General features: G+C 50.8%; 11 protein-coding genes and 1 pseudogene. All 12 read left to right on the top strand.

The genetic code is table 11. The features are described from left to right. Positions 1–18 precede the first annotated feature (18 nt). The 12 genes and pseudogenes from rpsR (at position 19) to GC101_RS14035 (ending at position 14,378) form a co-directional block, all read left to right on the top strand. Positions 19–291 carry a 30S ribosomal protein S18 gene (gene rpsR, locus GC101_RS14090; RefSeq protein ID WP_036699837.1) on the top strand — a complete coding sequence of 91 codons (273 nt, stop codon included), beginning with the start codon at positions 19–21 and terminating at the stop codon, positions 289–291. Between the two features lie 348 nt (positions 292–639). Then, positions 640–1,013: pseudogene (locus tag GC101_RS14085) on the top strand (VOC family protein). Positions 1,014–1,472: 459 nt separating this feature from the next. After that, a complete protein-coding gene (locus GC101_RS14080) occupies positions 1,473–3,446 on the top strand; it encodes an endonuclease MutS2 (protein ID WP_171717764.1) in 1,974 nt (657 codons plus the stop codon). A 229-nt stretch (positions 3,447–3,675) separates the two neighbouring features. Further along, positions 3,676–5,397, top strand: coding sequence for an oligopeptide ABC transporter substrate-binding protein (gene opp4A / locus GC101_RS14075; RefSeq protein ID WP_171717763.1), 1,722 nt, complete (start codon positions 3,676–3,678; stop codon positions 5,395–5,397). 405 nt (positions 5,398–5,802) lie between these two features. Beyond that, the gene (locus GC101_RS14070; protein ID WP_042140592.1) at positions 5,803–6,849 is read left to right on the top strand and encodes an LCP family protein; all 1,047 of its coding nucleotides are present in this window, start codon (positions 5,803–5,805) and stop codon (positions 6,847–6,849) included. 188 nt (positions 6,850–7,037) lie between these two features. After that, positions 7,038–7,463 carry a CBS domain-containing protein gene (locus GC101_RS14065; RefSeq protein WP_039295831.1) on the top strand — a complete coding sequence of 142 codons (426 nt, stop codon included), beginning with the start codon at positions 7,038–7,040 and terminating at the stop codon, positions 7,461–7,463. Positions 7,464–7,711: 248 nt separating this feature from the next. After that, positions 7,712–8,014 (top strand): MazG-like family protein, encoded by a 303-nt coding sequence (locus tag GC101_RS14060; RefSeq protein ID WP_171717780.1) that lies wholly within the window; start codon positions 7,712–7,714, stop codon positions 8,012–8,014. Between the two features lie 6 nt (positions 8,015–8,020). Continuing rightward, complete coding sequence (locus tag GC101_RS14055) at positions 8,021–8,938, top strand: DUF2232 domain-containing protein (RefSeq protein WP_076243735.1); 918 nt, start codon at positions 8,021–8,023, stop codon at positions 8,936–8,938. Between the two features lie 11 nt (positions 8,939–8,949). Continuing rightward, the gene (locus GC101_RS14050) at positions 8,950–10,953 is read left to right on the top strand and encodes a DHH family phosphoesterase (RefSeq protein WP_171717762.1); all 2,004 of its coding nucleotides are present in this window, start codon (positions 8,950–8,952) and stop codon (positions 10,951–10,953) included. Then, entirely contained in the window at positions 10,950–11,396 is a 447-nt protein-coding gene (rplI, locus tag GC101_RS14045) for a 50S ribosomal protein L9 (RefSeq protein WP_039295840.1), read from the top strand. The genes GC101_RS14050 and rplI overlap by 4 nt, the downstream gene beginning before the upstream one ends. A gap of 1 nt (position 11,397) precedes the next feature. Further along, on the top strand, positions 11,398–12,759 hold the full coding sequence (dnaB, locus tag GC101_RS14040) for a replicative DNA helicase (RefSeq protein WP_042140590.1): 1,362 nt from the start codon (positions 11,398–11,400) through the stop codon (positions 12,757–12,759). A 332-nt stretch (positions 12,760–13,091) separates the two neighbouring features. Continuing rightward, positions 13,092–14,378, top strand: a complete 1,287-nt coding sequence (locus GC101_RS14035; protein ID WP_042140589.1) for an adenylosuccinate synthase — start codon at positions 13,092–13,094, stop codon at positions 14,376–14,378. Positions 14,379–14,567 lie beyond the last annotated feature (189 nt).

Below are 14,567 nucleotides of genomic sequence, written 5' to 3'. Positions count from 1 at the left end.
GGAAGGACTGAACTGAACATGGCTTTTAAACCAAGAGAAGGCGCGGACAACGACAAAAGACCGGCACGTCGTGGTGGACGCAACAAGCGTAAAAAAGTGTGCTACTTCACTGTGAACAAGATTACTCACATTGACTATAAAGACACTGAGCTTCTTAAGAAGTTCATCAGCGAACGCGGAAAGATTTTGCCGCGTCGTGTAACTGGTACAAGTGCAAAATACCAACGCGCTCTGACCATTGCTGTAAAACGCTCGCGTCAAATCGCGCTGCTGCCTTACACAACGGAATAGGACGTTTTATGAAGCAGCCGGCTTAGCCGGCTGCTTTTTTGCATGCATACAAAAGAATTACCGCGGGCAAAAACTGTATAACAGGGCAGAATACTAGCTATATAGATTGAACTTGAAAATATACTAAAAAGGGAAAAGTTTCGGAGGAGAATTTTGGAACTGTAGGAGCGCCAGCGTCCGCCTTTGTCTGCGGATTTCCACCGCGAGCAGCGGGTTACATTCAAGAAATCTGCAGACGGGCAGCGGCCGGAGGGCCAAACCTTCTCTGGAGTCACGGCAATCCCAAAATAGAAAAAATACAAGTTCAATCTATATATGCCATTTAAATAAAACTTGGAGGAATGAACAATGATCAGTGCAAGTCCTTACATCATTATTGAGCACGTGCAGGAGTCTGTGGAGTACTACAAGAGCGTTTTTGGCGGAGAGATCAAGGTTCTGAATGAACATAATGGCAGCTGCTGCATGCTGAGCTGCATTTGGGGCAGACACTGATTCATTTCTCCGATGATTACGGTAAAGGTGCCAAGACAGAGGATGTAAGTGTTATTCTGGGGCTGGACAACGAAGATGAAATGCGGGCGATTTATGAGAAATTGAGCTCAGAGGGCGGGCAGGTCAAGGTGGAGCTGCAAAAAACCTTCTTCGGCGCACTTCATGGACAGGTTACCGACGGTAAAAACGGAATTACATGGGTAATGAATTGCTTTGCCGGCAATTGACAACCGGATTCCAGATGTAGTAAATTACAGGTATCCTATAACTAAAGGGGAAATTTTGATGTTGGTGAGCGTTCTTAACTAAGCAACTTCATATCATTCCGGCAGTAAGCCGCAGCGTGCTCCAATCATTGCCAGGAGCATGTCTTGTTAGACTATGTCCTGGTGACATGTCTGATTAGCCGCAGGCTGTAAGAATGAATGATTTAGTTAAGAACACACGCGAAGCGTCATGATGGCCTCTTTACGGCTATTATTCTCTTTGTGATTAACCGTGCTCTTTGCAGCACGGTTTTTTCTGTTTTCAGGAGCTTTTCATCCAGCGGGTGGGGCCAGTACCTGAAGCCAAAGAGGAGAATAGCATTCAAAAGAGGGCGAAGACTGCCGCAGTGGCGGGTCTTCGCCCTTTTTGCGTTAGGGAGCAAACCTGAAATACAGGCATCTATATAAGGAGGAATCAGAGTGAATCTACAGAGTATGAACATCTTGGAATATGAGACAATCAAACAGGAGTTAATGCGCCATGCTGTATCCTATGAAGGGAAAAGATATGTGAGCGAGCTTGCGCCGATGACCTATCTGCCGGCCATACACCGTGCACTGGATGAAGCGGACGAAGCCAAAGAGCTGCTGGAGCGGGGGGCGAGTGTGCCTATTCCGTCACTGGAAGGCATTGAGTGGGTGCTGTCACTGCTTGGAACCGGTTATCTGTACAATGAGCAGGATTTCACCGCAGTATCCGTGTTCCTGCACAGCTGCGGACAGCTGCGTAAGTATATGGCATCCAAGGAGCAGAGTGCGCCGCGTATTGCTGCTTACGGAGCTTCTCTGCAGGAGCTGAGTTCTGTCAGGGATGAGATCGAACGTTGTATCCGGCTGGGTGTTATTGACGATCAGGCCAGCAAAGGACTGGAGCGGGTGCGCAAACGGCTGGCTGTGGCCAAGGATCGTCTGCACCGAAAGCTGGAGAGTATTATGGCGCGCCATAAGTCCATCCTTCAGGAGAGTCTGATCAGCATGCGCGGCGGCCGGTATGTGATTCCGGTGAAACGGGAGTATCATAAGCAAATTAAGGGTTCCGTGCTGGATCAGTCGACCAGCGGGCAGACCGTCTTCGTAGAGCCGGACGAGGTGGCCTCCCTTCAGGGGGAGATTGAGCTATTGTCAGCTGATGAAGCCCGGGAGGAAGGAATCATCCTAAGTATGCTGACAGGGCTGCTAGAGCAGGAACAGGCTGCTCTGCGGCTGAATATTGAAGTAACCGGTACTTATGATTTCATCTTCGCCAAGGGAAAGTATGCCAGGGTTCTTAATGCCCGGACGGTCTCACTGAATGAACGCGGCTTCCTGCGGATGAATGGGGGCAGGCATCCTCTGCTCAAGGATATGGTGCCGGTCAGTCTGGAGTTTGGTCAGGGCTACAAATCTCTGATCGTAACCGGCCCCAATACAGGCGGCAAAACAGTAGTACTCAAAACGCTGGGCCTGCTGTCGTTGATGGCGCAATCCGGTCTGCTGGTGCCGGTTGCGCCGGGCAGTGATTTTACTGTGTTCAGCAATGTAATTAGCGTAATTGGCGATGGTCAGAGTCTGACGCAGTCGCTCAGTACCTTCTCTGCACAAATGAAGAGCATAGAAGGAATGCTTAGTGATGCCGGCAGAGGCGTACTTCTGCTGATTGATGAGCTGGCGGCAGGTACGGACCCCGGGGAAGGGTTCGCACTTTCGATTGCTATTCTGGAGGAGCTGAACCGTAAAGGTGCTAATATTGTGGTAACCACCCACTTCAACGAACTTAAGGTATTTGCGGCAGCTACACCGGGATTTCAGAATGCACGGATGGAGTTCGATAAAGAGACTCTGCAGCCGCTGTACCGGCTGACGATTGGCGAAGCGGGCGAGAGCTATGCCTTGCAGATTGCCGAGCAGCTCGGCATAAACAAACCGGTTATTGAGCGTGCCAAACAGCTTGTAGCCGAGCAGCAGGAGCATAGAGGCAGCCAGAGGCCGTGGAATAGCCCTTACAGACAGGAACAGGGTTCAAGAGCTGCTGATGCAGAGAAGAGGAATGCTGCGTCCCAGAGCGGCAATCCGGATCAAAACCGGGATGATGCAGCTGATACGGGGCACAGCGTTCCGGCGGCGAAGCCTGATTTTGAAGTGGGAGATGCTGTTTACGTCACTACCCTGGGGCGCACGGGAATTGTATATATGAAGAAGGACAGCCGGGGGATGGTCGGAGTGATGATCCAGAAACAGAAAATAACCGTAAACCATAAGCGCTTGAAGCCATATCTGTCCAAAGAGGAGCTATACCCGGAGGATTATGATTTTGATATTATTTTCGAGAGCAAGGATACCCGCAAGAAGCGCAAACTGATGCAGAAGAGGCATGTTGAGGGCCTTAGCATCATACATCCCGAGGAGGAAAAATAAGTGTGATTACTCCAGAAGTCTGCCCGTCAAGGCAGGCTTTTTTCACATTTCACGGGGGCTTCTGCAGACCGAATAGAAATTAAAGGCTTCACTTTAGAGCCAATATTGGTTATCCTCTATTATGTGGCGTATTCAAATGTCCATGAGCTGAACAATGAGAGTTATAGTAAAATTCAGTGTAGAAACCGCTTACATTAAAGCGCGATGGAACCCGGGAGGGAAGAAATATATGTCAAAAAATATCATCGGCCGGCTAATGCTCCCGCTTATGCTTGCGGTGGCGTTGTCTGCATGCAGCGGGCCAAGCCCAGGCGCCGAGTCTTATATGACGCGCTTAAGCAAAACAGCCGATGAACCTATAGCAGGCGAGACAGTAACATATGGATATTCATCTGCGTTTCAGGGCAATTTCGAACCGGCCTTTATTGAAGGGGAAGACGATGCGAATGTGCTTGAATTCACTACGGAAGCCATGTTCAAAGTCAACGATGACCTGTCTACCGCTCCAAACATTGCCACTTGGCAGGAATCTGAGGATCATACGGTATTTACGTTCACCATTAAACCCGGTGTCCGCTGGCATAACGGCGATGAGCTGACCGTGGAGGACTGGAAGTTTGCCCTGGAGACCATCGCCAGCCCGGATTATCCGGGCTCCAGGTATTATAGCGTGGAAATGATTAAGGGAGCCGAAGCTTACCACCTGGGGGAGGCTAAGGAAATCACCGGACTCAAGGTGATGGACCCGTATACGCTGCGTATTACGATGAATTCAGCGCGGGCGAACATGATCGATAATCTGTGGGCCTATCCGATGAACAAGAGGTATTTCGAGGGCGTCGCAGTGAAGGATATGTTGGACAGTGATCAGGTCCGTAAGCAGCCTATTGGCACCGGTCCTTTCATGATTAAGGCTATTGTGCCGGGTGAGAGTGTCGAGATGATACGGTTCGATGACTATTATAAAGGGGAAGCTCTGCTGGACGGAGTAACCTACAAGGTCATTGACAGCAAGGACATGACGGCCCTGCTTGAAGCCGGAAGCATCGATATCGGTACCCTTCCGCGGGATGCTTACCAGGCTGCAGGGCAGCTGAACAATGTGGAGATCAAAGTGACACCGGGGCTGTCTTATGAATATATAGGGTTCAAGTTTGGACACTGGGATGATGAGAGCGGCCAGGTGGTGATGGATAATCCCAAATTCCAGGATAAGCGGCTCCGCAAAGCGATGTATTATGCGCTTGACCGGCAAGGTATTATTGATAAATATTCCTATGGCCTGGGAACACTGATCGAGACTCCTATTCCCAGCTCAAGCTGGGCTAAGATCGATGACCAGGAAATAGATACCTATGCCTATCTTCCGGAGAAGGCAGAGACCCTGCTGGATGAGGCAGGATATCTCGATACGGACGGAGACGGGCTCCGCGAGGATCCAAGCGGTAAGAAATTCACGATTCATTACGACGCGATGTCCGGCAGCAAAACAGCAGAGGCGCGTACTGCAGCGATTCTGCAGAACTGGCATGATGTCGGCCTGAATGTTCAGTTAAACGGCGGCAGCTTGAAGGAGCTGAACAGCTTTTATGAAGCGGTAGAGTCCGATGATCCGTCCGTAGAGCTGTTTAACGGTGTATGGGGGCTGGCCAGCGACCCCGATCCTTCGGGCTTATGGCGGGCAACCGATTCGTGGAATTATCCGCGGTGGACGTCCAAGCGCAGCGAGGAACTCATCCGTGACGGGGTAAGCCTGAAAGCTTACGACCAGGATTTCCGCAAAGAGGTTTATTATGAATGGCAGAAGCTGATTAATGACGAGGTTCCAATGATCTTTTTCTCCGAACGCTCTAATATTACCGCGGTTAATAAACGCCTCCAGGGTGTATCTACGAACGCGCTCAGCAATATACGTGATCCGCAGAACTGGTGGATCAAGGAAATCGATTAGATAAATAATGACGGTCCGATCTGTTGCCTAGGCAGGCAGTGCGGGCCGTCATTTTTAATTATTTTTTTGGAAATGAGCATCAAAACGGACTTTCCTGCGTCATATACTTTAAGGAATACAGGCGGCTATCGCGCCGATGCTGTCGTTATTTGTTGTTTCTTTTTAGGTGTGAAGTGATTACAATAGAAATATTGTTTATGTGTCAAAGCAGTTTTCCAGGTTTATTCTACAATTAGAACGACCCGAAATCCCGGAAAGGGGGAACCATATCCTTAAGCAGGGCAGCGCATAGCAGCAAGAAGAGCCCAGTCATGACTGTCTGAAAGTCCAGGCAGGCATTATAAATAGAGCACGGCAATCACGGCAATCATATGTACAATCCACCATAAAGAAGGAATTATAATTATGAAAAAAATAAAAAAACTGAAGAAAAGATACATTGCACTCATTGTAGCCCTGGTCATTGTAGCCGGAGGATTTTTGTTCCAGAAGCCGCTCGCGGTGCTGGCCTTTGACCTCTTTTTGTCGGATCAGGTGGAAACCAAGCTGGCGGAAGAATCCTACCAGCCTTTGGAGAATAACGGTACAACTACCACAACGGTTAAACCTGCCCCGGTAGTATACAAAAGCGACCCGTTCTCTTTAATGCTCCTGGGTACAGACCAGCGGGGCAATGAAGTGGCCCGGTCCGATACGATGATCTATGCCGTTATCCGTCCGGAGGATTATAAGATTCTGCTGATCTCAATCCCCCGTGACACGTACACGGAAATTATCGGGCATGGTGACAACAAGAAGGACAAAATCACGCATGCTTATGCTTTTGGCGGCCAGCAAATGGCTAAAGATACCCTGGAAGCCTTGCTGGGCCATGATATTCAATATTATGCCACAATTAATTTTCAGGGCCTGAAGGATGCGGTTGACGCTATTGGCGGTGTTCCGCTGCCGATCAAGAAGGATATTGTCAACAAAGGTGCGGATCATGAGAAATTCACCATTAAGGCCAATAAGTCGAATTACAGTGGTGAAGAGGCGCTTAACTACACCCGTTACCGCGAGGATAGCGATTTCAACCGGACCAAACGCCAGCAGGTATTTATCGATGTGGTAGCGAATAAAATGTTATCAATCAGCCAAATCGGCAACATCCCGGAGCTGCTGGATATTATGGGCGATAATTTCAAAACAGACATACAGCCTTCCACGATCATCAGTCTGGCCAAGAAATTCATGGGCGGCAAGGACATGGATATCTCCAGCTTCACGGTGATGGGCGAAGGCGAACGTATCAATGGCGTGTATTACGATATTGTTGATGAAGAGGATCTGAGTGAAGCTAAGGCCATGATCGATAACTGGATGAATGCCAGCACACCGGTGGACCAGCTAATTGAACCAGGCAAAGCAGAGAATGCCCTGGAGCCTGCGGCTACAGCTACAGCCCAGTAAGGGCGGACGCGTACCTTCTGTCCCCCATAAAAACAGCAGCCATTCGCAAGGTTAATGGCTGCTGTTTATTGTCTTCATGGTATAATAAAGTGGAACGAATTGCTGTCTCAGGCGTATAACTACGGTGGGCCTTGCAGCACGGAAGGTAGAGCATCATTCCTTCGGAACTCTTTGAGGAGGATCAAGAGATGAATATTGCGTTTTTTTTACTTCCGAAACAGGAGGTAGCTTGCGTTACACTGGATTCGACGCTGCGCCAGACCTTGGAACGGATGGAGTTTCACCGCTATACCGCAGTGCCGATTCTGAACCGGAACGGAGAATATGCAGGAACAGTCACAGAAGGTGATTTGCTCTGGTACATGAAGGAGTCGGGCGGCGCCGTTACTTTTGAGAATGCTTCCAAATATCTGCTTAAGGATGTACCGCTGCGGATGAATAATCTGCCGGTATCCATTGATGCGGATATGGAGGACTTGATTAACCTGGCCAAAGTACAGAACTTTGTACCTGTAGTTGACGACATGAAACGGTTCATTGGTATTGTGCGCCGGAGTCAGATCATCGAATATTGCGAAAAGGTTGTCTCGCGGCAATCCCAGGAATCGTTATAACCTCATCCATATGGCGACAAATGCTTAAGGAACCAAGGCCTGTATTTCCGGCGTAACGGAATGCGGGCCTTTTTTGAAAGGCAGGCTGTGGACACCTTCCGGTGTGCCTGTAAAGTCCATGAATCACACCCGGATCTAAGGCTCTACTATGCGGATGATCCGGGAGGCTGGCGTCCGTGTGGCTCGGAAATATTTATGCTATAATGGAGAATAATGCTTTTTGCCGGAGGTAGAGAGACGTGCCCAATGTGCCGAAGGACCTGGACGTGGCCAAACGCGCCAAGGTAATTGAGTGGTTAAAGACCGAAGTAATCGATCAAGTCTCACGGTTATTCAAAGCGTTGTGGGAAGGCAGTACCGCCCGTGTAGGCGACAGCCTGGCCAGCCTGATTATGAGCTCATATATATTGGGGCGCAGACTTGGTATCCCTTATCGTGAACTGGATGACTTGCTGATGGAGAAGCTGAGAAAGCACAGGCAGGAAGGCCATCAGCTGGAAGAATGGTACCAGGATATATCTGCACTAGAAGAACATATGCGTAAGAGGTGAATACTGTTGAAATTTCGCTGGACATCTGTGGCTTGGAGCATAGCTTATCTGCTGCTGCTGTTATCCCTGTCCACCCCATTACTGCTTATCACGACGCTGTTTATGATTATTCCGGCCATTGTGCTCTTTACGACTCTTAGCACGAAGCAGTTTATTCTGCATATAGTGCCGGTCCTGCTGATTGTGGGCCTGATTACACCGTTTTACGTATTGATAGCTATTTATTTCCTGATACCGGCCCTTGTAATGGGACGCCGGTATAAGAAACGCGCATCAGCGATGTCTACGCTAATTGCCGGTATGGTCGCAGTTTTAGGTGAATTCCTGCTGATTCTGTTAATCAGTACTACATTCCTGCAGTTTAACTTGTACGATTATGTATACGATGTTCTGCAGACTTATACGGACTGGCTGGCCACTATGGGGGCAAGCAATCCTCTGCTCTCCGAGATCACCATTTCATCGGATCAGATTGGCATGATGAGCTGGTTGACCATCCAGGCTATTCCGATGACGCTCATCCTTAGCGCATTCATCATAGCTGTCATTACGCATTCCATTGTCCGTCCGATTCTGAACAGCATGGAATACGCGGTGCCAAGACTTAAGCCTGCACGGGAGTGGAGACTGTCCAGAGCCTTCATCTGGTATTATCTGCTTGGCGTAGTGCTCAGCCTGCTCTTCGGCGGTTCGGACAGCGGCTTCATGCTGATGGTCTCGGCCAATCTGCTGCCGCTGCTGCAAATCGCATTCAAGATTCAAACCATCGGTTTCCTCTTCTTCCTGATACATGAACGGAAGTGGAGCAAGATAGTAGCGCTGCTGCTGGCGATACCTGTTATCGTCCTGCCGGGATTCTGGATTATCGGTGTTGTCGATCTGGCGTTTCCGCTGCGGGAGCTTGTGAAGAAATCGAAACGATAGGGTGAGAGCTCATGCCAAAATTTCTGCAAAGACGCTGGCACGGGTATCATACCGTGTGGGCGTTCTTGCTGCTGCTGGTCCTGATTATAGTGGTCAGTATCTATAACTGGGTCCTCGGTGTTGCCAGCCTCTTCCTGGCCGGCACATTGTGTTTCACCATGCTGCAGGCCGAGCTGTCGTTCCGCCGCAACCTTGTAGATTATATTAACGGCCTCTCCTTCCGCATTAAACGGGTGGAAGGAGAGGCTGTAAGTATGCTTCCCTTAGGGATTATCCTGTACAGTGAAGACCGTACAGTAGAGTGGAATAACCGCAATGCCAGCCAGATCTTCTCCCGCAAGACTCTTGTGGGTGAAGATATGCAGGAGCTGATGCCCGATGTCATTGCTTCTCTGAAGAATATACCGCAGAAGCGCGAACCCGCCAAAGACGGTGCGCTGAAGGATCACCGCCAGGAGATCACGGTCGATGACCGTTATTATCAGGTGGTGGTGATTCCAAGTGAACGTCTGCTCTATCTCTACGATATCACTGAGCTGGTGGTCCTGCGTGAGCGGTATGAGGAAGAAAAGCTGGCGATCGGTATTGTAATGATGGACAATCTGGATGAAGCGGCCCAGGGAATGGACGATCAGCAGCGCACATCGCTGATCGCGAAGGTAGCCAGCGAGATTACGGAGTGGAGCAAGCAGTTTGAAGTCTATCTGCGCCGCCTGTCTTCAGAGCGGTATCTGATGCTGCTGAACCACCGCAGTCTCCAGGCGCTGGAGGAGAGCCGGTTCGTTGTACTCGATGAGGTCCGCGAGATGACGGCTGATCTCAAGGTGCCGATGACGCTCAGCATAGGCCTTGCCTATGGCTCGGAATCGGCCAGTGAGCTCGGTGCTCTTGCCCAGTCGAGTCTGGATATGGCACTGGGCCGGGGCGGAGACCAGGCGGCTGTGAAGGCGGGCCAGCGGCTCTCCTTCTATGGCGGCAAGAGCAATGCCGCAGAGAAACGGACGAGGGTACGGGCACGGGTGATCGCCCACGCCCTGCGCGATTTGATGCAGGAGAGCGACCGGGTGCTGATTATGGGGCACAGGGTGCCTGATATCGATGCTGTAGGTGCGGCAATCGGCCTGCTCAAGGCCGCGCAGATGTACAACGTGGAAGCCAGTATTGTAATGGAGACGCCGAATCCGTCCATTACCCGCATGATGGAGCAGATCCGTAAGGATGAAGCGCTATACAAGACCTTCATCACGACAGAGCAGGCGCTGCAGGTTATGACGGAGCATACGCTGCTGATAGTTGTAGATACACATAAGGCTTCCATGACAATGGAGCCGCGGCTGGTGCAATACGCCAGCCGGATCGTAGTAGTAGACCATCACCGCCGGGGAGAAGAGTTCATCAATGATGCAGTGCTCGTGTATCTGGAGCCTTACGCATCTTCAACCTGTGAGCTGGTGACCGAGCTGCTGCAGTATATTCACGACAAGATCAAGCTCAGTCCGCTGGAGGCTACCATGCTGCTGGCGGGTATCACGGTGGATACGAAGCATTTCGCGCTGCATACCGGGTCGCGGACCTTCGAGGCAGCCGGATTCCTGAGGCGTGTCGGGGCAGATACGATTCTGATTCAGCGCATGCTGAAGGAGGATCTGCAGGAGTACATCTCCAAGGCGGAGATTATCAAGCATGCGCGGATGGTATATGATCATATCGCGCTGGTGGTTACTGCGCCGGGAATGAAAATTCCACAGCTGCTGATTGCCCAGACGGCGGATACGCTGCTGGGAATGACCAATGTGGTTGCCTCATTCGTGATCAGTGAGCGGCCTGACGGCCTGATCGGCATCAGTGCCCGGTCACTGGGGCGGATGAACGTACAAGTGGTTATGGAGAAGCTGGGGGGCGGCGGACATCTATCCAATGCGGCTGTACAGCTTGAAGGAACCACTAAGGAAGCAGAAGCCAGACTGCTTGCAGTACTGGCCGAAATTGAATCGAAAGAGGGGCTATTCGAATGAAGGTCATTTTCATCAAGGATGTTAAGGGTCAAGGCAAGAAGGGGCAGGTTAAAGAGGTATCCGAAGGTTATGCAGCCAACTTCCTGCTGCCGCGCGGACTGGTTCGTCCGGCTACCGACGGCAATGTGAAGACGCTGGAGAACCAGGCGGCAGCGGAACAGCGCCGTAAGGACCAGGAGAAAGAGGAAGCTGTTCAGCTCGGCAAGAAGATTGATGAGCTGACCTTGACGCTGAAGGCCAAAGCGGGCGAAGGCGGCCGTCTGTTCGGGGCGATCACCAGCAAACAGATCGGCGAAACGCTGGCGGCTACGCAGGGAATCGTGATCGACAAGCGCAAGATTGAGCTGAGCGATCCGATCCGCCATGTAGGCACGTTCCAGGTAACAGTGAAGCTGCACACTGAAGTAAAGGCTAACCTCACGGTGCAGGTAACGGAGGAGTAGAATGGGTGGAGATCTCTTTTTCGATCGGGTTCCCCCGCAGAATCTAGAGGCAGAACAGGCCGTACTAGGTGCGGTTCTGCTGTCGGATGAAGCACTTATTACCGCGATGGAGCGGGTGAATACCGAAGACTTCTACGACAAACCGCATCAGATGATATTTGAGGCGATGGTGCAGCTCGGAGAAGAGAGCCAGCCGATTGACCTGATTACATTGACATCCCGGCTCCAGGACAAGGGGGAGCTTGAGGATGTCGGCGGTGTCAGCTATTTGGCTAAGCTGGCGCATGCAGTACCGACTGCGGCCAACGTCGACTATTATGCACAGATTATAGAAGAGAAGGCGATGTTGCGGCGGCTGATCCGTACAGCAACGCAGATTGTCAGCGAAGGCTATACGGGCGGCGAAGATGTAGGCATCATGCTGAGTGATGCCGAGCGGCGGATCCTGGAGATCTCTAACCGCCGCAGCGGCAGCGGGTTCATTGCCATCCGTGATGTGCTGATGCAGGTATTCGACCGGGTGGAGCTGCTCCATCAGAACAAGGGCGGCACTTCGGGGATTCCTTCCGGGTTTGCCGATCTTGACCATATGACGAACGGTTTCCAGCGTAACGACTTAATCATTGTGGCTGCCCGTCCATCCGTAGGGAAGACGGCATTCGCCCTGAATATCGCCCAGAATGTTGCGGTCCGTGCCAAAGAGACCGTAGCGATCTTCAGTCTGGAAATGTCGGCGCCCCAGCTGGTACAGCGTATGATCTGCGCAGAAGCCAATCTGGACGCCAATATTATGCGTACCGGTGATTTCAAAAGCGATGATGACTGGTCCAAGCTGACCATGGGTATCCAGTCGTTGTCTGAGGCTGAAATTTATATCGATGATACACCCGGGGTTACCGTTACAGATATCCGCGCGAAATGCCGCCGGCTGAAGAAGGAAAAAGGCCTCGGCATGATCGTCATCGACTACCTGCAGCTGATCCAGGGCCGCGGCAAAGCCGGAGAGAACCGCCAGCAGGAAGTATCCGAAATCTCCCGTACCCTGAAGCAGATTGCCCGTGAGCTCGATGTTCCGGTTATTGCCCTGTCCCAGCTCAGCCGTGGTGTAGAGCAGCGTCAGGACAAACGGCCGATGATGAGTGACCTTCGTGAATCGGGTTCGATCGAGCAGGATGCCGATATCGTAGCGTTCCTGTACCGTGACGATTACTACAATCAGGATACCGAGAAGAAGAATATTATTGAAATCATCATTGCCAAACAGCGTAACGGTCCGGTAGGCACGGTAGAGCTGGTATTCCTCAAGAACTTTAACAAGTTCGTCAACTACGAGCGGGCACATGCGGAACCGTTCGCAGGTTAGGCGAATTTCGCACAATACACGAACGATCGCACATCTTCAACTGTGATCGTTCGTTTTTATTTGACTTTAAAAAGTGCCGCTGTTACACTGATTATTGTGCTTTGGCGGGCTAGCCCGCCCTGGTGTCCGGAGGGCTGCGTACATAAGAAGTCCGTACCGAGCCCATATTACAAGTGGAAACAGCTTCGCTGTCCTTATAAAGGGACGGCGGGTTTCAGCGTGGAAATAGAAGGATAATTTATAGCTTAATCATGATAATTTATAGCATAAGCATATAAATTCTTCTATTTTGAAAAATAATGGTGCTTGCTAGCACCTACGGAGGAATGAACATGTCAACGGTAGTCGTCGTGGGAACACAATGGGGAGACGAAGGCAAAGGAAAGATCACGGATTTTCTGGCAGAGAGTGCAGATGTGGTCGCTCGGTATCAAGGGGGTAACAATGCCGGTCACACGATTCTGATTGACGGGAAGAAGTTCAAGCTCAGCTTGATTCCATCAGGTGTATTTTATAAAGAAAAAACTTGTGTTATCGGCAACGGAATGGTTATCAATCCAGAGGCCCTGATTCAAGAAATTAATTATATTCATGAGAATGGCTTTGATACGAAGAACCTGGTGATCAGCGACCGCGCTCATGTCATTATGCCTTATCATATGCTGCTGGATGCGCTTGAAGAAGACCGCAAGGGTCCGAACAAAATCGGAACCACACGCAAGGGGATTGGCCCGTGCTACATGGATAAAGCAGCCCGCAACGGTATCCGGATTGCCGATCTGATGGACGCCGAGGAATTCGAACTGAGACTTCGTCCGTTGATGGAAGAGAAGAATCAGGTTATCACTCAGGTATATGGTGCAGAGCCGCTGGATGTAGAAGAAATTCTGACCAAATATCTGGAGTATGCAGAAGTGCTGCGCGGTTATGTGACGGATACTTCGGTAGTGCTGAATGATGCTATTGATGCAGATTCCAGAGTATTGTTCGAAGGTGCACAGGGTGTAATGCTTGATATTGACCAGGGTACTTATCCGTTCGTCACTTCATCCAATCCTTCCGCAGGCGGTGTCTGCATCGGTTCAGGCGTAGGCCCGTCTAAGATCAAACAGGTTATTGGTGTGGCTAAAGCCTACACTACCCGTGTTGGCGACGGTCCGTTCCCTACAGAACTGAACGATGCCACTGGCGACTATATCCGTGAAACAGGCCACGAGTACGGTACTGTAACCGGCCGCGCACGCCGTGTAGGCTGGTTCGACAGTGTAGTTGTGCGTCATGCCCGCCGCGTCAGCGGAATCACGGGTCTGTCCCTGAACTCGCTGGACGTGCTGAGCGGCCTTGAAACCGTCAAGATCTGCACAGGCTACAAGTTCCGCGGAGAGATCATTACGCATTACCCGGCCAGCCTCAAGATGCTCGCGGAATGCGAAGCTGTCTATGAAGAGCTTCCAGGCTGGAGCGAAGATATTACAAGTGCGAAGACCCTGGACGATCTGCCTGCTAACACTCGCAAATATGTGGAACGTGTATCAGAGCTGACAGGTATTCCAATCTCTATCTTCTCCGTAGGCCGTAACCGGGAACAGACGAATCAGGTACTGCCAATCTATATCTAGATTGAAGCAGAATGAATATGAATTACAGGAGCAGGGGCCTCGGAGGAGGCTCCTGTTTTTGTGTTTTGGCAGCTGTTAAGCGGCTTTTCTAGGGATAACAGAGGTTTCCCGGGCCGGGTTCTAGTCAATACTGGGAGAATAGGATCACCAAGGACTGATTCTCCGGAGTTGAATAGAGCAGGGCATAAG

The sequence above is a fragment of the Paenibacillus phytohabitans genome (genome assembly GCF_013141775.1).
Taxonomy (GTDB): Bacteria; Bacillota; Bacilli; order Paenibacillales; family Paenibacillaceae; genus Paenibacillus_AQ; species Paenibacillus_AQ phytohabitans.
Note: the sequence above shows the minus strand (reverse complement) of the source record. Positions and strands in the feature narration are given on the sequence as shown.

Bases quoted from the DNA above. Each gene is read 5' to 3' on its own strand.
- opp4A (WP_171717763.1), top strand. From the start codon at position 3,676: ATGTCAAAAAATATCATCGGCCGGCTAATGCTCCCGCTTATGCTTGCG.
- dnaB (WP_042140590.1), top strand. From the start codon at position 11,398: ATGGGTGGAGATCTCTTTTTCGATCGGGTTCCCCCGCAGAATCTAGAG.
- GC101_RS14070 (WP_042140592.1), top strand. From the start codon at position 5,803: ATGAAAAAAATAAAAAAACTGAAGAAAAGATACATTGCACTCATTGTA.
- GC101_RS14035 (WP_042140589.1), top strand. From the start codon at position 13,092: ATGTCAACGGTAGTCGTCGTGGGAACACAATGGGGAGACGAAGGCAAA.
- GC101_RS14050 (WP_171717762.1), top strand. From the start codon at position 8,950: ATGCCAAAATTTCTGCAAAGACGCTGGCACGGGTATCATACCGTGTGG.
- GC101_RS14065 (WP_039295831.1), top strand. From the start codon at position 7,038: ATGAATATTGCGTTTTTTTTACTTCCGAAACAGGAGGTAGCTTGCGTT.
- rplI (WP_039295840.1), top strand. From the start codon at position 10,950: ATGAAGGTCATTTTCATCAAGGATGTTAAGGGTCAAGGCAAGAAGGGG.
- rpsR (WP_036699837.1), top strand. From the start codon at position 19: ATGGCTTTTAAACCAAGAGAAGGCGCGGACAACGACAAAAGACCGGCA.